We start from the raw sequence: 17,459 nt of genomic DNA on the forward strand, positions 1-17,459 counted from the left end.
GATCCTTACTCCGCAGGTGCAATGCTGGCCGGTGCGAGAATTGCTTCCGGCTTGCTGTCGGGTTCAGGTCCAGCCTTGATGGCGCGTATCATCAGGCCCATCTCGATGATGAAGAGAACCGTATAGATCGCCACGAAACCAAGTATGGTCAGCAGCACTGTGGATGCTCCGAGATTGGAAACCCCGACTGCCGTCGGCAATATGCCTTCGATGACCCATGGCTGGCGACCGAACTCTGCAACGATCCAGCCCATTTCCGCCGCGATCCATGGCAGCGGTATCGCAAACACGGCGATCCGCAACAGGAACGGGTGACGGTCGAGTTTACGACGCGCCGACAGCACGAAGAATGTGCCCGTCAGCAGGATCAGGAAGAAGCCGATGCCGACCATGATGCGGAAGGCCCAGAACAGGGGCAGAACGCCGGGAACGGTGTCGTTGGCGGCCTGCGTGATCTGCGCGTCGGTTGCCTGACGCGGATCGTCGACATAACGCTTCAGCAGAAGCGCATAGCCCATCCACTGGCTGTTATCGGCAAAGACGTCCTTGACTTCCTGCGGAACGGCGTTCGTATCGCCAGCCGCGCGGATTTTCTGCAAGGCGTCATAGGCGACGATACCGTTGCGGATATGGTTTTCCGCGCTCTGGACAAGATCATTGATGCCCTGAATAGGCGTCGTGAGAGAGCGCGTACCGATCAGGCCCATGACCCATGGAATATGTACCGCGAAATGGGTTTCGCGCGCCGCCTGATCCGGAAAGCCGAATACGGTGAACGAAGCCGGAGCAGGCTCGGTTTCCCACATGGCTTCAATGGCTGCGATCTTCATCTTCTGGTGTTCATTGGCCAGATAACCGCTTTCATCGCCAAGGACGACGACGGACAGAGAGGCGGCCAGACCGAAGGATGCAGCGATAGTCAGGGAACGTTTGGCGAGTTCTACTGACCGCCCCTTGAGCAGATACCAGGCTGAAACACCAAGAACGAAAATAGACGCCGTGACATAACCGGCGGAAACCGTATGAACGAACTTGGCCTGTGCAACCGGGTTCATCAGCACCGCGAAGAAATCGGTGATCTCCATGCGCATGGTTTCGGGATTGAACGCCGACCCGACCGGATTCTGCATCCAGCCATTGGCGATCAAAATCCACAACGCGGAGAAGTTCGAGCCAGCCGCAACCGCGTAGGTTGCCATCAGGTGCCCGACTTTCGACAGGCGATCCCAACCGAAAAAGAACAGGCCCACAAAGGTCGCTTCAAGGAAGAATGCCATCAGACCTTCGATGGCGAGCGGCGCGCCAAAGATGTCGCCGACATAATGGCTGTAATAGCTCCAGTTCATGCCGAACTGGAATTCCATCACGATCCCCGTTGCAACGCCCATGACAAAGTTGATGCCAAAAAGCGTACCCCAAAATTTCGTCATCTGCCGCCAGATGAGTCGCCCCGTCATCACGTAAACGGTTTCCATGATGGCAAGCAGCACGGAAAGACCCAAGGTCAGAGGTACGAAGAGGAAGTGATAAAGTGCCGTGATTGCAAACTGCAATCGCGACAGGGAGACAATATCGAGTTCCATCTCTTTAAGCCGGTAACCCGGCCCTCCTGGTGTTATGAGCAGCGCTTCCAGCGCGGCCCCATTTTGAATGCGGCGGCTTCTTAGAACCCGTACTCCGCTTCAATTTCAAATATCGGTCCAGATATGGACACAGACTTCAAATCATTCTCCATGTCCGCGCGGCTCACCTCATGGTCCCGAGGATTTCGCCAAAACGCGGCGAACTCTTACCTACGGACTCAACTAGAGCGCCTTGATTTAAAACAATGATCCGTTCACAAATTTGCGCTTCGCGGCGGATATGCGTGGCGATCAGCAAGGTGTGTGGACCTGTCTTGACCGTGAGACGCTCCAGAACATCCTGTGCTGTTGCAGCGTCCAGCCCCTCGGTCGGCTCATCCAGCAGCCAGAGCGGAACATTGGTCAGGAAAAGGCGCGCCAGGGCCAGACGGCGCGCCTGTCCGCCCGAAAGTCCAAGGCCACCCTCGCCCAGCATTGCATCCAGCCCGGCAGGCAACTCAGCGATAAACGCGCCAAGGCCTGCGGCTTGCAATGCATCCATCAGTTCCTGATCGCTCGCATCAGCGTGCGCCAGCCGGAGATTGTCGCGAAGACTGTCCTGAAAAAGTTCTGTTCGCTGCGTGAGAAGACGGGCGGGCAGCGCGGCAACATTGCCCCGATCAGCCGGAATTTCACCGGCGAGAAGATTGAACAAGGTTGATTTGCCGGCGCCGCTCGTGCCGACGATGGCAACACGCTCGCCCGCGGCAATATCGAGATCGAGGCTTTTCAGGGCATCCTGGTCGGCGCCATCGTGACGAACCGAAACGCTTTTCAGGTGAACGGCCGTGCCATTCTCCGGCTTCTTGGGCGACGTCAATTCGACATTACCGTGCAACTGCGGGGCGACGCGTTTTGCGGCGAGTATCGTGCGTCCAAGTTCCATCGCACCGCGCCGCAAAGCAGAAAAAGGTTCCATCGCACCAAGGATGATAAGCATTCCGAGGGCTGCAACGGGTGCGCCGATAGTTCCTGACTGAATCAGCAATCCAACGGCGATGAGGCCACCTGCGAGCAATGCGGCGTGAACGATACCGAAACCGGCGCCAGTGACGATCTCTATGCGATTGAGCTTGCGATCCGAAGCGGCGACATAGCCGTCTGCACGTACCAAGGCCAGTTTTCGATCTTCCAGACGCCCCGCCATTAGAAGCTCAGTCTGCCCGGCAACCAGATCGACGGTGCGGGCGCGCAGAGCTTCCGTGCCCTTTGCGCGCTGTCGCATGGATTTTTCGGACCGACGAGCTGCCGAAAGCGGAATGCCAAGACCTGCAACGAGCAAAACAAGCGCTACCAGCAGTCCGAATAACGGGCTCATCATGCCAAGCGCGATGCCGGCCACAAGCGCTGTCGCAAGTGCGGCACCGACAGGCACCACCACACGCAGATAAAGCGAGTCGAGTGCATCAATGTCTGCCGTCAGGCGGAACAGAAGACGCGCCGGACGTTTCAATAAAGCGTTTGCAGCGCTCGGGCGCGCCCAGCTACGGAACAGCTTTTCGCGTAATGCCGCAAGGATTGCGAGCGTGGCATCATGGGTGACGAGCCGCTCCAGATAGCGGGAACCGGTGCGCAGGATAGCAAGCAGGCGAATACCGGCGGCGGGCGCGAACACGTCGAACACAACTGCGGTCGCAATGCTCAAGCCAGCAATCGCCGTCGCCGTTATGAACCAGCCTGACAGGCCGAGAAGAGCAATACCGGCGAGGACCGTTACGGTTGCCGTCGCGATACCGGCAAGAAGTGCTGTCCCCTTGGTCTGAAAGAAGAGCCGCAAAATCGGTAGCAATGACCGGAGACCGTTCATTCCGCTGCCCTCCTCTGCCAGACCGGATCTTTATCTTCGCTGCCATCCAGACGGATGATGCGATCCATTCTACGGGCAAGGGCTTCGTCATGGGTTGCGACCAGCAACGTCTTGCCTTTGGCGAGCCTGAGAAGGCTGTCGGCAATGATCGTTGCCGTTTCCTGATCCAGATGAGCGGTGGGCTCATCGGCCAGAATAATATCTGCATCGGGATCAACCGCCGCACGGGAAAGTGCCAGCCGCAGGGCTTCACCGCCCGAGATTCCGGCACCGTTCTCGCCAATCAGGCTGTTGCCGGTAATGCCCAGAACATGCCCGAGCGCCATGTCATCGATGATGGCTTTTGTGGCTGCCGCTTCGGCTTTTCGACCAAGCGTGATGTTTTGGCGGGCCGAACCGGCAAAGATATGCGGTTTCTGGCCGATCCAGCTCATCCGTGCGCGAAGCGCGGTTGCGGTTTCATCGCTAAGCTCAATACCACCGATTTCTATCCGGCCTGCTTGTTGAGCCGTCAGCCCCGCAATGAGCGCCAGAATGGTGGATTTACCGTAGCCACTCGGCGCCAGCAATGCCACGTGTTCGCCTGCCTCGATCTCAAGATCGAACGCATAGAGAACCTTGGTTCCTGTCCCATAACCGAAGTCGATATTGTGCAAAGTGACTGCGGGTGCATCGCCCATTGCAGTTTGACTTCCACTCCTGCCGACAATTGGCATCGGATGCTCAGCGAGCTTTTCCAGCGCGTCGACAGAGGCCTCGCCCGCCGCACGATCATGCCACACGGCTGAAAGATCGCGTAACGGTTCGAAGAATGCAGGAGACAGAAGCAGGACGAAAAGGCCTTCTGCCAAAGTCAACTTATGGCCCCAGGCTCCGAAGTTGAGCTGGCCCAGCAGATGAAAGCCGATATAAACCGCGACCATGGCAACGCCGATAGCGGCGAAAAGCTCAAGCACCGCCGAAGACAGGAATGCGATGCGCAAGACAGACATCGTCTTGGAACGCAGGGTTTCGGCATTTTCGCGCAAGCGGTTCGCCGTAGAATCCACGGCATGGAAAGTGCGAATGGTTGTAAGGCCCCGCAGCCGGTCGAGCAGAAAGCCATTCATGCCGCCAAGAGCAGTCAGTTGCTTTTCGCTGGCGGCCTTTGCTCGCCAGCCGATCAATGCCATGAAGATCGGTATCAGCGGCGCGGCCACCATCAGGACAAGCGCTGTGGCCCAGGAATACCAGAGCACGACTGCAAGTATCGCGAATGGCACCAGCATGACGCGGATGCGGACCGGCACGAAGCGCGAGAGATAGGGAACGACCATTTCAGCCTGTTCGGCGAGAATGCTTGCCGCCTCACCGGATGACGGGCGTGTCATGTCCAGCGGTGAGCGTTGCGCAAGCGCTGAAACAGCATTTGTCCGCAGCCGGGAGAGTTCCTGCCGGGCAGCGTCGAAAGCTTTTGCTGCGCCCGCACTGTCGAGAATACTGCGCAGGCAACCGAGAGCGAAGATGCCTGCAGCACTGTAATAGATGGAATTATCAAAGCCTGTATCGGCCAGTCGCCCGATGGCATAAGCGAGAATACCCGCTTGCGGCAGCCACAGAAGTGCTGCCAACGCCTGTAGATATGCCCCCCGCTTCAGCAAGGACGGAACAGGACGACGATGCGGGCGGCGCGAACCTTGTTGGTCGCCTGCCGCTTCGCCGTCTTCTGCCGTCACTGTTTCCGTTCGGGGGACAACGGATGTCACTCTCGCTTAGGCTCCTTTTTGGCCGATGTTCGCCCACGTCCGAGCGCCACGATCCTGTCCGTGGTTTCAAGGAAGCGGGTCACCTTGGCGCCAAGCGCCAGAAGACTGGTCAAACGGTCGGTATCGAGCCGCTTGACGTCGTCGTACCAGTTGGTCAGCCTTTCGATCAGGCCGTACATGTCCTTCATGCGATCCTGCGCATAAAGATCGCTTTCGCCTTTCGGCTGCTCCATCAGGATTTCGCGCAGAACGGTAAGCGTGGGATCGATCTCACGCTTCTTGCGCTCTTCAGCGAGCGTGCGCAGGATCTGCCACACATCATCGGGCGTCGTGAAAAAATCGCGACGATCACCGGGAATGTGCTTCAGAAGCACCAGATTCCAGCCCTGCAACTCGCGAATGCCCATGGATACGTTCGAACGCGATACACCGAGAGCATCGACGATCTGGTCGGCGCATAGAGGCTCAGGCGATATATAAAGCAGCGCATATATCTGCCCCACGGTGCGGTTGATGCCCCAACGGCTGCCCATTTCTCCGAAGTGGAGCACGAACGACTGAACGATTGGCGACAATTCCAAAATTCTCTCTCCCGTAAATTCTGAATTTTCAGAAATTACTGAAATTCAGATAATTCAAATGGCCTCATCCTTCAATCCGCTTGTCCCTGGCAAAGGCCCGAATGGACAATTGGCCGCAGCCCCGGGACACTCCTCCAAATGTCCGAAACGACGATAGGCCGCTGCTTCCGCTCCGCAATCGGTGGGCAATCAGGCCAGGGATTCGGCAAATGGCAGATGGTGTTTCCGGTGGGCAGGATAGCCGGTCTTGAAGCGAACTCCAAAACAGGTCTCCGGTCAGCCCGGAAGCGACAGCCGCTGCGTCCATGACGGAGCAGCGAGTTTCCCCATTTGGTGCGGCGGAAAACGCTGGCTTTCCGCCCTCTCCGCACCCTCAAGCATGATACCTACAGACCTATAGCGGGTCGGAAGATGAAGGCAGCTCCTTGCTGTCCTGCGTTCTGTCGCGATGGATCACGGCGCGGCTGAGCAGCATGAGCGTTACCGGCGTTGTGACGACCACAAAGACGGTAATAAGCACTTCATGCAGAATCGGCTTCGATTGCAAGATGGAGAAAAATATTATCGACGCGATCAGGATGCCGCCAGCTCCGAAGGACGAGCCAAGTGTGGGCGCATGAACGCGTTCATAAAAGCTTTTGAAAAGGACAAGCCCGATGCACCCGACGAGCGTAAGGAAGGCACCGGCGACCAGAAAAAAAGCAATGACTATAGCTGCCCATACGGGAAGTTCGCCTGCATTGATCATTCGATCACCTCCCCGCGCATGAGGAACTTGGACAGCGCCACAGTGGCGACGAAACCAAGAAGAGCGATAATCAGCGCCGTCTCGAAATAGATGATGCTGCCCGTGCGTATGCCGAACGTAATCAGGAGAAGCAGTGCATTGAGGTAAAGCGCATCGGCGGCGAGAATGCGATCCTGCGCACGCGGGCCTACAAGCAGCCTGTAGACCACGCAAGCCAGTGCACCGAGAAGCATTAGCTGAGCAGCAAGCAGGGACCAGAAGATGATAACTGCGCTCATGCGGATTTCTCCTCTTCCATGATGTCAGCCGCTCCAAATATCTTGATAAGCGGTTGCTCATATCTTCCCTTGATCGTGTCCCGCCACGCCTGCGCATCATCCAGATCGAGCACGTGGATGGTCAGTTCGCGTCTTGCAGCGTTGTAGTCCACCCACGCCGTGCCCGGCGTTGCAGTGATGATGCAGGCGAGAACGGCAAGCGCGGTCCGGTTTTCCAGATCGAGCTGAATAACGACGAAGCCCGGACGCCGCTTACGCTTGCGCGACAGAATGATGCCTGCCACCGCGATATTGGATTGCAGGATGTCATAGCTCATGGTGCCGAACAGCCAGAGCATCGTCGGGATCGAACGAATATGGTTCTTCTGCGGTTGCAAGGCCGTCATGATGAGACACGCCACGAGCGCGATGATCGCGCCAAGCAGGAGCTGTGCCCGCGTGAAGCCGTTCAAAAGCAGCCAGAACAGGAGCAACGAGGCGAACAGAAGCGGATAAGGCAGGATTCTTTTCACTGTGCCCCCTCCGTTTCGGTGCCTGCGCGCGGCGCATTGAGGACACTACTGATATAGGACGCCGGATTATGCAGCGAACGCGCCGTTTCATCCATATAGCGCATGGCCGGACCGGCAGCGATTGTCAGCGCCAGACAGATTGCCAGAAGCCCTGCAATCGGCACGACTTCCCGCACCAGAACGCGAGGCACATTGCCTTCGAGGGACGCCCAGAAAGTCCGAATGCCGGTACGTGTCATCGCGATCAGCGCTGAAAGGCCGGACAACAGAAGGAGCGCGACCAGTGCCCAGCTTGCCGGGCTGACAGGCATTGCGAGTTGCGGCGTCGGACCATCACCGTTGAAAACGGCTGCAAGGATCAGGAACTTGGCGATAAAGCCGGAGAACGGCGGCAGGCCGATCAGCAATATCGCGCAAATGCCGAAGAATGTTCCCAGGACGGCAAGGGTCGCGGGCAGCACTGCCCCGATCTCGTCTTCGTCTTCTTCCTCCTCGTCGTCACCATAGGCTTCCATGGTAACGGCAAGAACGTTTGCAGCCGCATCCTGTCCGCGTTCGATCAATTCGATCAGCAGGAAAAACGCTGCAATGGTGAGCGTGGAACTGACCATATAGAACAGCGCTGCGCCGGTCATGGCTGTGTTACCGCTGCCGATGGCAGCCAGCAAAGTGCCGGAGGATACGAGAATGCTGTAGCTGGCGAGGCGACCCATTGCCTGCGATGCGACGACCCCGATCAGGCCGAAGGCAAGCGTGACCATCCCGCCGAAATAGAGCCAGTCATTGCCGAAACCATAGGAAGAACCGGCACCGATACCGAACATCAGCGGCGACAGGCGCAGAAGAACATAAATGCCAACCTTGCTCATGATGGCGAATACCGCTGCCACCGGTGCTGCTGCAGCCGTATAGGTTGGCGCAAGCCAGAAATTGAGGGGCCACATGCCTGCCTTGACGAGGAAGGCAACACCCAGAACTGCCGCCCCTGCTTCAAGCAGCATACGGTCTTCAGTCGCGACCTGCGGAATTCTCTGTGCAAGATCGGCCATATTCAATGTGCCGGTCACGCCATAGATCAGGCTGACACCGATCAGGAACAGAGACGACGCGACAAGATTGACGGCAATATAGTGCATGCCAGCCTTTACGCGTGCCGGGCCTGACCCATGCAGCGCCAGACCGTAGGATGCCGCCAGCATGACTTCGAAGAAAACAAAGAGGTTGAACAGATCGCCAGTCAGAAATGCACCGTTCAGCCCCATCAGCAAAAGCTGGAAGATTGTATGGAAGTGTGGGCTGGCCTTGTGCCAATGTGCGAGTGCGAAGCTGAGCGAAGCCATGCCAAGCAGGCTGGTCAGCATAAGCATGAGTGCCGCGAGACGATCCAGCACCAGCACGATGCCGAAAGGTGCGGGCCAGTTGCCAATCAGGTAAACCAGAGCGTCGGGCGCCCTGTCGCTTGCCATGCCGGCAAGCGTGATGGCAATCGCAATCAACCCCAAGGTCGAGATGGAGTTGATGGCCATCTTGAGTTTGCGCTTGCGCTCATCGAACAGCAGCAGGACAGCCGCGGTGACGAGGGGCAGGACGATTGGAGCAACGATGAGGTGCGTTTTCCAGTCCAACATCAGTTCTCCTTGCCGTCCACGTGGTCCGTACGTGTCAACCCGCGCGAGGCGAGCAGCACGACAAGGAAAAGTGCGGTCATTGCGAAACCGATGACGATGGCGGTCAGAACGAGCGCCTGTGGCACCGGATCGGTATATTGTGCGGCCTGAACGTCAACGCCGCTGTCGAGCACAGGGGCAGCGTTCGTGCGCAAGCGTCCCATCGAAAAGATGAAGAGATTGACGGCGTAGGAAACCAGCGACAGGCCGATCGCTACCTGGAATGTACGCGGACGAAGAATGAGCCAGACGCCTGATGCCATCAACACGCCGATTGCCAGAGCAAGAACGAGTTCCATCAGTTCTCCTCCTTCGTTGCGGCAAGCTTCTCGACACGATGCTTACGTAGCGATTGGTGCGCGAGAGCGATCAAGACAAGGACGGTAGCGCCCACCACGAGGGTGAAGACACCAAGATCGAACAGCAGGGCGCTGGCCGTCGGCATTTTTCCGATATGCGGTATTTCCGTATATTGGAAGAACGTGGTGAGGAACGGATAGCCAAAGAACCACGATCCAGCGCCTGTCGCTGCCGCAAACAGCAACCCCAACCCGATCCAGCGCAAGGGCAGAATGCGCAAGCGGTCTTCTACCACTCGCGCGCCTGACGCCAGATATTGCAGCAGGAATGCAATTGCGAGCGTGATGCCGGCCGCAAACCCGCCACCCGGCAGATCATGACCGCGCAGGAACAGATGCACTGCCAGCACGATAATGACCGGGAATAGCCATTGCATGATGACGGACGGCACGGCCAGATAATCAGCCAGTGTTTCGCCTGCCTTGCGGTCGGGTGCGGCCTCGTCATAGGCATCCTGAATCTTCTGCTGGGCAGTCGATCCGGTTGTGTCGGGCGCGGGGCGGAAACGGCGCAGGAGCGCGAAGACCGTAAGACCCACAATGCCGAGAACGGCGATTTCGCCAAAAGTATCGAAAGCGCGGAAGTCGACCAGAATGACGTTTACGACATTCTTGCCACCGCCACCTGAATAGGCGTTTTCGAGGAAATAGTCGCCAATACTGCTGGGCGACATTCGCGTCATCACCGCATAGGCGATGACCGCTACCCCTGCTCCGCTGCCGATTGCAAGCAGCAGGTCGCGATAACGGCGGATGCGCGGGCCAATTTGCACCGGGAGCGGATCAGGATCTTCCCAGCGCTTTGGCAGCCAGCGAAGTCCGAGAAGCAGCAGAACGGTAGTGACAATCTCGACCAGCAACTGTGTCACTGCAAGGTCGGGCGCGGAAAGCCAGACGAAAGTGATGCAGGTGACAAGCCCTGCTCCGCCGAGAAGGATCAGCGCTGCCAGCCGGTGATATTTCGCCTGATAGGCCGCGCCGATGGCGCAAGCTCCACCGAGGATCCATAGACCGGCGAAGATCGGGTCCACAGGCTGGGTGCCAAGCGAACCGGACTGCAGGCCTGAAGCGAAAATCGGCCAGGCGGCTGCAAGGACGGCCACCGCAACCACGATGCGAAGCTGCGGCTGCAGACGGCGCGTGCTGAGGAAGGATTCTGCCTTGCGCGCCCAGTTCCATGACAAGGTCACCAGAACACGCTCGAAAATGCGTTGCCCCTGCAAATGCCGGAAGAATGGCGGGCCGTCTTCACTGGTGGCGAGATAGTTTTTCAGCATCCAGTGCAGAAGAATACCGCCGATCATGGCGACGATACTCATTATTAGCGGCAGGTTGAAGCCGTGCCAGACCGACAGGCTATATTCAGGGGTGGCCTGCCCCAATACCGACAGAACAGCCGAATGCAGGAACGGTCCGATGGAAAGGCCCGGAATGATACCGATCAGCAAGCAAAGCAGAACCAGAAGCTCGATAGGACGGCGCATCCAATGCGGCGGCTCGTGCGGCTCATGCGGCAGGTCATGCGGTGGTGGCCCGAAAAACGTCGAATAGATGAAACGTACGGAATAGGCGACCGTGAAAATACCGGCAATCGTGGCGACGTAAGGCGTGATCGTATCGAGCCAGGACGCCAGGTGCGTTTCAACAGCTTCAGCAAAGAACATTTCCTTGGAAATGAAGCCATTGAGCAGCGGCACGCCCGCCATGGCTGCACTCGCCACCATGGCAAGCGTTGCCGTATAGGGCATGGGCCGCAACAACCCGCTCAGCTTGCGCATGTCGCGGGTGCCGGTCTCATGGTCGATGATGCCCGCGGCCATAAACAGCGATGCCTTGAAAATCGCATGGTTGACCATGTGGAAGATTGCAGCAACGGCGGCAAGCGGACTGCCAAGACTAAGCAGAACGGTAATCAGGCCAAGGTTGCTGATGGTCGAATAGGCAAGCAGGCCTTTGAGGTCCTGCTGGAAAACCGCGAAGAAGCTGGCAATCAGAAGCGTGATGAGACCGGCCGAACCAACGATCCAGAACCACTCTTCCGTTCCGCTGAGAACCGGCCACAGGCGCGCCAGCAGGAACACGCCTGCCTTCACCATGGTTGCCGAATGCAGATAGGCCGATACGGGTGTTGGCGCCGCCATGGCATTGGGAAGCCAGAAGTGGAACGGAAACTGCGCACTTTTCGTAAAGGCCCCGAGCAGGATCAGGATGAGCGCCACGCTGTAAAGCGGATGCGTCCGCACGATATTGCCCGCTGCCAAAACCTTGTCGAGATCGTAGCTTCCGACAATATGGCCCAGGATCAAAACGCCTGCGAGCAGGCAGAATCCGCCGATACCCGTTACGGTCAGTGCCATGCGGGCACCGTCACGGGCGCTGGCATTGTGATACCAATAGCCGATCAGCAGGAACGAGAAGATGCTGGTCAACTCCCAGAACACGGCCAGCAATATCAGATTACCGGACAGGACCACGCCGAGCATCGATCCCATGAAGGACAGAAGGAACGAGAAGAACCTCGGCACCGGATCTTCGGGCGACATGTAATAACGCGCATAAATGACGACCAGCAGGCCAATGCCCGTGATGAGCATAGCAAAAAGCCAGGCAAAGCCGTCCATCCGAAAGGTGACATTGAGGCCATAGGCCGGAAGCCATTCCACAGTGCCGTGAAGCACCTTGCCGTCCGACACAATGGGATAAAGGCTGGCGGTTACAACAAAGGCGACGAGCGCAATCGCTGCCGTAAACCAGGCCGAACCGCTGCGATCAGCCCCCCTGAATAATCCGGTTATGGCGCTGCCAAGAAATGGTAGAAGGACAAGCAGGAAAAGCATTCTGCCGTCCATCATCATGCGCCACAGGCCTCCTAGCCGAAATCAAGGTTGATCCGAAGCAGGCACCGCTCAAGAAAACAGCAACAGAATCGCTCCGGCAAGTTGTAGAGAGGAATCATATATTCCGATGGCGTTATTATGACCGGCCACGGAACATTATGGCAATAGCTTTCAATGGCTTATCGCATGGATTTGAATCATTTTATCGTTCCCCGCACCGGAAAATCTATAATTGATCGACCACTGCCAACCGCGATATCTGACTGTTGGCTATATTGACCTGAAAACCTTTCAACTGGATGACACAAAACTTCTCGTGAATTTTTCCCGCAGAAGCGGCTTCATCCTTCAAGCAAAACAACCGATAGCCGCTCAGCCTGAACGCGGATGTCCGGGACGGCAGTGACCTCCCAAAATGTGCCTTTCGTCACCGGGCCGATAGCGAAAAACGGACCGGATGGCTCTCCTCGCGCATTAAGAACTTGCAGATCACGCGTGACATCGAAACCGAGATCGAGCGTATCAGGGCGGGCCAAGCCATGTTCCATGAGGCCGATCAGTGCCGCATTGCGGGTTGTCGAGAAACGAGGATTACCGCCACGACAATCGATAACGGTCGAAACGTGCAGTTTTTCGATCTGTCGGCTATGCCGCGCGCGATAGCTGATTGCTATTCCCTGACCTTCGTCGCGTACCGAAACAAGATGACCTGCGGCGACTCTAAGTTGCCCGCTATTCACGGCAGATTGGATACGTTCCGCGACAGCCGGTGCCATGCGATGTCGATGCACATCCCACCAGGGACGCAGATGACGGAGAAAGCTGCGACGTTGCGACATCGGCAACCCCGCCCAGATATGCTGCGTATGCGGACGTAAACCATCCATCACGCCGCGCCAGCCGGAACCTGATTTTTCCGCTTCAACCATCATGGCGCGTACGCGCTGCATAAGCTTCGAAAGGCCCAGCGATACCGGCAGATCGTCTGCTCCGATTGGAAAAGCTTGTGTGGGCGCAAGAGACGCGGGCAGAAGCCCACGGCGCGAAATCGCATATATTTCAGCATGATGGCCGTTATCAAGCAGCGACAAAACGCTATCGATCATCGACAGGCCTGTGCCGAATATCGCAACCGGAGCATCTGTTGGCACATCGAAGTAGCCATTGCTCGACCAATATTCCGTAACGTGATTGCCGGATTTTGCGATGGCAGCTTCGTTGCCCGTCGCCACGATCACAGCATCGGCGATGAACTTTTCTCCAGTCTCGGCGGTAACGGTTGGTCTGCCGTCCTTCAGCGCGACATCGACAACGCCGGTCTTTTCAACCGTCAAACGTGTATCCTTCTCGGAAAGATAAGGCGTGATCAGATGCTCCAGATAGGAGCGATAGAGCTTACGAGGTGCAAAACTGTGCGGTTCCCACGAATGGCTGGCGCCGGCAATGTCGCTCGACTGCAACCAGTTTACGAAATGATCCGGTTGGTCGGGAAATGCGCTCATATTGCTGGCGCGGACATTGAGAAGATGGCTCGGGTTTTCCGTTGCATAAGCAATCCCTGCCCCCAAATGGCCGGAACGCTCGAAAATTCGCACGACTGATTCTGGTGAACGCCGGAGCAATTGTGCGGCCAGAATGATACCGCTCGCACCGGCTCCGATGATGATAAATGACTTCAAACTATCGTGACCTCTTCCCGTTTCACGAAAACGACGCGAAAGCGCGTCGTTAATTCATCGGTCCTAAATCCCACTGTTTTAGTTAGATTCCAATAAACAATTGCTCTTGTAAACCCCATAAAGCCGCAGAAGTTGCACTGTTCAGGCTCCTGTATAGCGCCAACGACGCATGGGGGCGGCGATCAAAATGTAAACAGTAAAACCCGGCTAACAACGGATCGTTGACAGTGTGTTTCAGAAACACGGGCTGGCTTCGGCAGCCAAAATAACAATATTTCCGTCAACATCATTCATGAGGTTGTCTTGAAAATCCCAAGCCTGACAGCCTGTTGGACCGCTGAAACACAGGACAGAGTAATGAACAATTCCCTGCTGAATTCCATCAAGAAGCGCCGCACGCAGTACGCTCTGGGCAAGTCTCTTCCACTGTCGAATGAAGACACTGCCGAGCTGATCCGTGAAGCGGTCAAGCACACGCCTTCCTCTTTCAACTCGCAGAGCTCGCGCGCTGTCATCCTGTTCGGCGACGAGAGCGACAAGCTTTGGAACATCGCGAAGGAAACGCTTCGCCAGATCGTTCCTGCCGACGCTTTCGCGCAGACGGAAGCCAAGCTCGACAGCTTTGCTGCCGGTGCCGGTACGGTTCTGTTCTATGAAGACCAGAACGTCGTTAAGGGTCTTCAGGAAAACTTCCCGCTTTATGCCGATAATTTCCCGGTCTGGTCTGAACAGTCGGGCGGCATGGCACAGCATTCGGTATGGACCGCACTTGCAAATGCGGGCATCGGCGCCAGCCTTCAGCATTACAATCCGCTGATCGACCAGGAAGTCGCCAAGGTCTGGGGCGTTCCTGCCTCGTGGAAGCTGCGTGCTCAGATGCCGTTCGGCTCGAACGAACAGCCTTTCGGCGAGAAAGCCTTCATGGACGATGCCGACCGCTTCAAAGTGTTCTTCTAATCATTTGATTATATAGAACGAACAAAGCCGGAGGAGTTTTTCTCCGGCTTTTTCATAGACTTGTTTAGCCGGTGCGGCGATTGAGCATTTTCAGGTGTGATGCGTTCGCATTTTAACGCCTGCTATAAGACACTATTCTCTGTCGAAACTGAACGGCGGTAATTGCTCCAGCGCAGATTTCAGCGCCTCCGACCAGCTTTCCGATACCGTCTGATAATAAGGATCGGAGGCCTCAAATCGTCTGCGGGCACCAGTTTCAAAGCTGCCCGCTTCATAAATCTGCATGTCGAGCGGAAGCCCCACGGACAGATTGGCTTTCAGCGTGGAGTCGAAAGAGACTAGCAACAGCTTCACCGCTTCCTCGAAACTCATCTGCTCCTGATAGGCGCGTACGAGGATCGGCTTGCCGTATTTGTTCTCGCCAATCTGGAAGAAGGGCGTATCGGCTGAACTCTCGATGAAGTTGCCCTCGGGATAGATGTAGAAAAGGCGCGGTTGTCCGCCCTTGATCTGTCCGCCAAGAATGAAAGAAGCACCGAAAGCGTCGGCATTCTGCCCTCCGGTGGCAGAACTCTGGATCACTTCCTTGACGGTATCGCCGACAAGACGTGCAACCTGAAACATTGATGGCGCATCGAAAACTGACGGATGCCGGTCAGCCGGAGCCTTCATGCGTTCTTCCAGAAGGCTCGCCACAGCCTGCGTCGTCGCGAGATTCCCCGCCGAAAGCAGAACGATCACGCGCTCGCCGGGCTTGGACCAGCTTCGCATCTTCGAGAAGACAGAAATATTGTCGAGCCCGGCATTTGTCCGCGTATCGGACATGAATACAAGGCCGCGATCGATTTTCATTCCAACGCAATAGGTCATAAGCAATATCCGGCAGGCAATTCGCTATCGAAAAAGATCACTGCCCTACATTGATGTGAACCGCAAGACTTTCCACCGTACCGCCGAGACGGACCCCCGAAATCGGCGCGGCATCTCGGTAGTCGAGCCCGGTTGCAATCCGCACATAGCGATCATTCGGACAGACATTATTGGCGGCATCGAAACCGACCCATCCAAGACCGTCGATATGGGCTTCAGCCCATGCATGGCTCGCGGTTTGTTCCTCCACGCCTTCCATCATCAGATATCCTGAGACATAACGTGCCGGAATGCCGATCAGACGGGCTGCGGAAAGGAATATATGCGTGTGATCCTGACAAACGCCTTTCCCGGTTTCCAATGCGCTTTCGGCATCGGTTGAAACGCTTGTCGTTCCCGGCATATAGGCGACCGTCTTGTGGATGGTGTTCATCAGATCGTGCATCAGGGCAAGCCGTTCCTGCCCGGTCGAAAGATCAGCCGCCAGTACCTTGATGCGTTCACCCGGCGCGGTCAACGGCGTCTCGCGTTCGAAGAGCCAGAGAGGCGCATAACCATAGACAGGCCCCAATACACCGACCCTGTCTTCCACATCGATACTGCCGCTGGCGGTTATGACGATCTCGCTGACATTACGCGCATGCTGGACCAGATCGGTCTTATTGCCAAAACCGTCGACATAGGAAACCTCCGGCTCACCGCCTTCGATTTTCAACTCCCAGTGTTTGACCATCTGGCCCGGCACCGTTGGCGGGCGCAGCCGCAACTTCTGGACCGCATAGGGAACCGGATGCTCATAGCGATAATGTGAAACGTGCCGGATATTGAGCAGCAAGCGAAGACCTCAATAGAAATTATAGGTTTCTGCGATCTCGTTACCGAGCCGGTTGTTGCGGGTAATGAATTCGGTCAGGAATTCATGCAAGCCCACGTCGAAGATCGCGGATATGTCCTGATTTTGCAGGCTCGCATAGATTTTGTCCGCTGTCGCGTGGCAGGCGGCTCGATTGCCATAATCTTTCGACAGATAATCCAGATGTTCGGCGATGCTGCGATAGCAGTAATGGAGCGAACGCGGCATGCGGCCATTCAGGATCAGGTAGTCCGCAACCTGCGCCGGACGGTAGTCACCGTCATAAACCCAGCGATAGGAACGATGAGCAGAGACCGATCGCAGGATCGATTCCCATTGATAATTGTCCAGCGTCGTGCCGACATAGGAAATGGCGGGCAGCAGGACATAATATTTCACATCGAGAATGCGGGCCGTATTGTCAGCACGCTCAATGAAAGTACCGAGGCTTGCAAAGTCAAAGATTTCGTTGCGCAACATCGTGCCGTGGAAAGAGCCGCGAATGAGCGCTGTCTCGCGCTTGATCTGATCGAGGAGCTGCGGGAGGTCACTTTCCTTCAACGGCTTGCACAGCGATTTTTTCAGCGACATCCATGCTTCGTTGACGCTTTCCCACGCCTCGCGTGTCAGTGCCGTACGCACCATGCGCGCATTGGAACGTGCGGTTTCAATGCAGGTCATCACGCTTGACGGGTTATCTGCATCGCGCAGCAGGAAATCCGCAACGTTAGCAGCGTTATAGACATCGTATTTAGCGGAAAAGCCCTGACTTGCACCCGCTGAAACCGCCACCGAAGACCATTCCTCCGGTGCGTCAGACGTTTTCGTCAGTGCCATGCGAAGTCCCGCATCGACAAGGCGCGCCATGTTTTCGGCGCGCTCTATATAGCGGAACATCCAGTAAAGTCCGTTTGCCGTACGGCCAAGAAGCATAAATCATTCCC

The 17,459-nt window shown here is 56.6% G+C and carries 15 protein-coding genes; 1 reads left to right on the top strand and 14 read right to left on the bottom strand.

Annotated elements, in window-relative coordinates; all coding sequences use genetic code 11:
• Window positions 1–5: 5 nt before the first annotated feature.
• From F9K91_RS16880 to F9K91_RS16930, 11 genes are all read right to left on the bottom strand, one after another.
• Window positions 6–1,583, bottom strand: coding sequence for a cytochrome ubiquinol oxidase subunit I (locus tag F9K91_RS16880; RefSeq protein WP_151557773.1), 1,578 nt, complete (start codon window positions 1,581–1,583; stop codon window positions 6–8).
• Between the two features lie 163 nt (window positions 1,584–1,746).
• Window positions 1,747–3,429 carry a thiol reductant ABC exporter subunit CydC gene (cydC, locus tag F9K91_RS16885; RefSeq protein WP_151678275.1) on the bottom strand — a complete coding sequence of 561 codons (1,683 nt, stop codon included), beginning with the start codon at window positions 3,427–3,429 and terminating at the stop codon, window positions 1,747–1,749.
• Window positions 3,426–5,174: a thiol reductant ABC exporter subunit CydD gene (cydD, locus tag F9K91_RS16890; protein WP_151678276.1), complete on the bottom strand. Its 1,749-nt coding sequence runs from the start codon at window positions 5,172–5,174 to the stop codon at window positions 3,426–3,428. The genes cydC and cydD overlap by 4 nt, the downstream gene beginning before the upstream one ends.
• The gene (locus tag F9K91_RS16895; protein ID WP_192799317.1) at window positions 5,171–5,755 is read right to left on the bottom strand and encodes a GbsR/MarR family transcriptional regulator; all 585 of its coding nucleotides are present in this window, start codon (window positions 5,753–5,755) and stop codon (window positions 5,171–5,173) included. Before F9K91_RS16895 ends, cydD begins: the two co-directional genes overlap by 4 nt.
• 394 nt (window positions 5,756–6,149) lie before the next feature.
• Window positions 6,150–6,503 (bottom strand): monovalent cation/H(+) antiporter subunit G, encoded by a 354-nt coding sequence (mnhG, locus tag F9K91_RS16900; protein ID WP_151678277.1) that lies wholly within the window; start codon window positions 6,501–6,503, stop codon window positions 6,150–6,152.
• Window positions 6,500–6,781 carry a K+/H+ antiporter subunit F gene (locus F9K91_RS16905; RefSeq protein ID WP_010658733.1) on the bottom strand — a complete coding sequence of 94 codons (282 nt, stop codon included), beginning with the start codon at window positions 6,779–6,781 and terminating at the stop codon, window positions 6,500–6,502. Before F9K91_RS16905 ends, mnhG begins: the two co-directional genes overlap by 4 nt.
• Window positions 6,778–7,293 carry a Na+/H+ antiporter subunit E gene (locus tag F9K91_RS16910; protein WP_151557767.1) on the bottom strand — a complete coding sequence of 172 codons (516 nt, stop codon included), beginning with the start codon at window positions 7,291–7,293 and terminating at the stop codon, window positions 6,778–6,780. The genes F9K91_RS16905 and F9K91_RS16910 overlap by 4 nt, the downstream gene beginning before the upstream one ends.
• Window positions 7,290–8,918 carry a monovalent cation/H+ antiporter subunit D gene (locus F9K91_RS16915; RefSeq protein ID WP_151678284.1) on the bottom strand — a complete coding sequence of 543 codons (1,629 nt, stop codon included), beginning with the start codon at window positions 8,916–8,918 and terminating at the stop codon, window positions 7,290–7,292. Before F9K91_RS16915 ends, F9K91_RS16910 begins: the two co-directional genes overlap by 4 nt.
• Before the next feature lie 2 nt (window positions 8,919–8,920).
• Window positions 8,921–9,259, bottom strand: a complete 339-nt coding sequence (locus tag F9K91_RS16920; RefSeq protein WP_061345278.1) for a Na+/H+ antiporter subunit C — start codon at window positions 9,257–9,259, stop codon at window positions 8,921–8,923.
• Window positions 9,259–12,174: a monovalent cation/H+ antiporter subunit A gene (locus F9K91_RS16925; RefSeq protein WP_151557765.1), complete on the bottom strand. Its 2,916-nt coding sequence runs from the start codon at window positions 12,172–12,174 to the stop codon at window positions 9,259–9,261. Before F9K91_RS16925 ends, F9K91_RS16920 begins: the two co-directional genes overlap by 1 nt.
• A 323-nt stretch (window positions 12,175–12,497) precedes the next feature.
• The gene (locus tag F9K91_RS16930) at window positions 12,498–13,835 is read right to left on the bottom strand and encodes an FAD/NAD(P)-binding protein (protein WP_151678278.1); all 1,338 of its coding nucleotides are present in this window, start codon (window positions 13,833–13,835) and stop codon (window positions 12,498–12,500) included.
• 357 nt (window positions 13,836–14,192) lie between these two features.
• Between F9K91_RS16930 and F9K91_RS16935 the strand changes: the two genes are divergently transcribed.
• Window positions 14,193–14,792, top strand: a complete 600-nt coding sequence (locus F9K91_RS16935; protein ID WP_151557761.1) for a nitroreductase family protein — start codon at window positions 14,193–14,195, stop codon at window positions 14,790–14,792.
• Between the two features lie 132 nt (window positions 14,793–14,924).
• Here F9K91_RS16935 and F9K91_RS16940 read toward each other — a convergent pair whose 3' ends face one another.
• The 3 genes from F9K91_RS16940 to F9K91_RS16950 are packed head-to-tail and all read right to left on the bottom strand — an operon-like array spanning window position 14,925 to window position 17,448.
• On the bottom strand, window positions 14,925–15,662 hold the full coding sequence (locus F9K91_RS16940) for a proteasome-type protease (RefSeq protein ID WP_151653724.1): 738 nt from the start codon (window positions 15,660–15,662) through the stop codon (window positions 14,925–14,927).
• Window positions 15,663–15,699: 37 nt separating this feature from the next.
• Window positions 15,700–16,497 (bottom strand): transglutaminase family protein, encoded by a 798-nt coding sequence (locus tag F9K91_RS16945; protein WP_151653725.1) that lies wholly within the window; start codon window positions 16,495–16,497, stop codon window positions 15,700–15,702.
• Window positions 16,498–16,506: 9 nt separating this feature from the next.
• Window positions 16,507–17,448 (bottom strand): alpha-E domain-containing protein, encoded by a 942-nt coding sequence (locus F9K91_RS16950; protein WP_010658723.1) that lies wholly within the window; start codon window positions 17,446–17,448, stop codon window positions 16,507–16,509.
• Window positions 17,449–17,459 lie beyond the last annotated feature (11 nt).

The organism is Brucella tritici (assembly GCF_008932295.1).
Classification (GTDB): Bacteria; Pseudomonadota; Alphaproteobacteria; order Rhizobiales; family Rhizobiaceae; genus Brucella; species Brucella tritici.

What these genes read in the sequence shown, in the direction of transcription:
- F9K91_RS16880 (WP_151557773.1), bottom strand. Translation starts at nt 1,583, where the DNA reads ATGGAACTCGATATTGTCTCCCTGTCGCGATTGCAGTTTGCAATCACG.
- cydC (WP_151678275.1), bottom strand. Translation starts at nt 3,429, where the DNA reads ATGAACGGTCTCCGGTCATTGCTACCGATTTTGCGGCTCTTCTTTCAG.
- mnhG (WP_151678277.1), bottom strand. Translation starts at nt 6,503, where the DNA reads ATGATCAATGCAGGCGAACTTCCCGTATGGGCAGCTATAGTCATTGCT.
- F9K91_RS16905 (WP_010658733.1), bottom strand. Translation starts at nt 6,781, where the DNA reads ATGAGCGCAGTTATCATCTTCTGGTCCCTGCTTGCTGCTCAGCTAATG.
- F9K91_RS16920 (WP_061345278.1), bottom strand. Translation starts at nt 9,259, where the DNA reads ATGGAACTCGTTCTTGCTCTGGCAATCGGCGTGTTGATGGCATCAGGC.
- F9K91_RS16925 (WP_151557765.1), bottom strand. Translation starts at nt 12,174, where the DNA reads ATGATGATGGACGGCAGAATGCTTTTCCTGCTTGTCCTTCTACCATTT.
- F9K91_RS16935 (WP_151557761.1), top strand. Translation starts at nt 14,193, where the DNA reads ATGAACAATTCCCTGCTGAATTCCATCAAGAAGCGCCGCACGCAGTAC.
- F9K91_RS16940 (WP_151653724.1), bottom strand. Translation starts at nt 15,662, where the DNA reads ATGACCTATTGCGTTGGAATGAAAATCGATCGCGGCCTTGTATTCATG.
- F9K91_RS16950 (WP_010658723.1), bottom strand. Translation starts at nt 17,448, where the DNA reads ATGCTTCTTGGCCGTACGGCAAACGGACTTTACTGGATGTTCCGCTAT.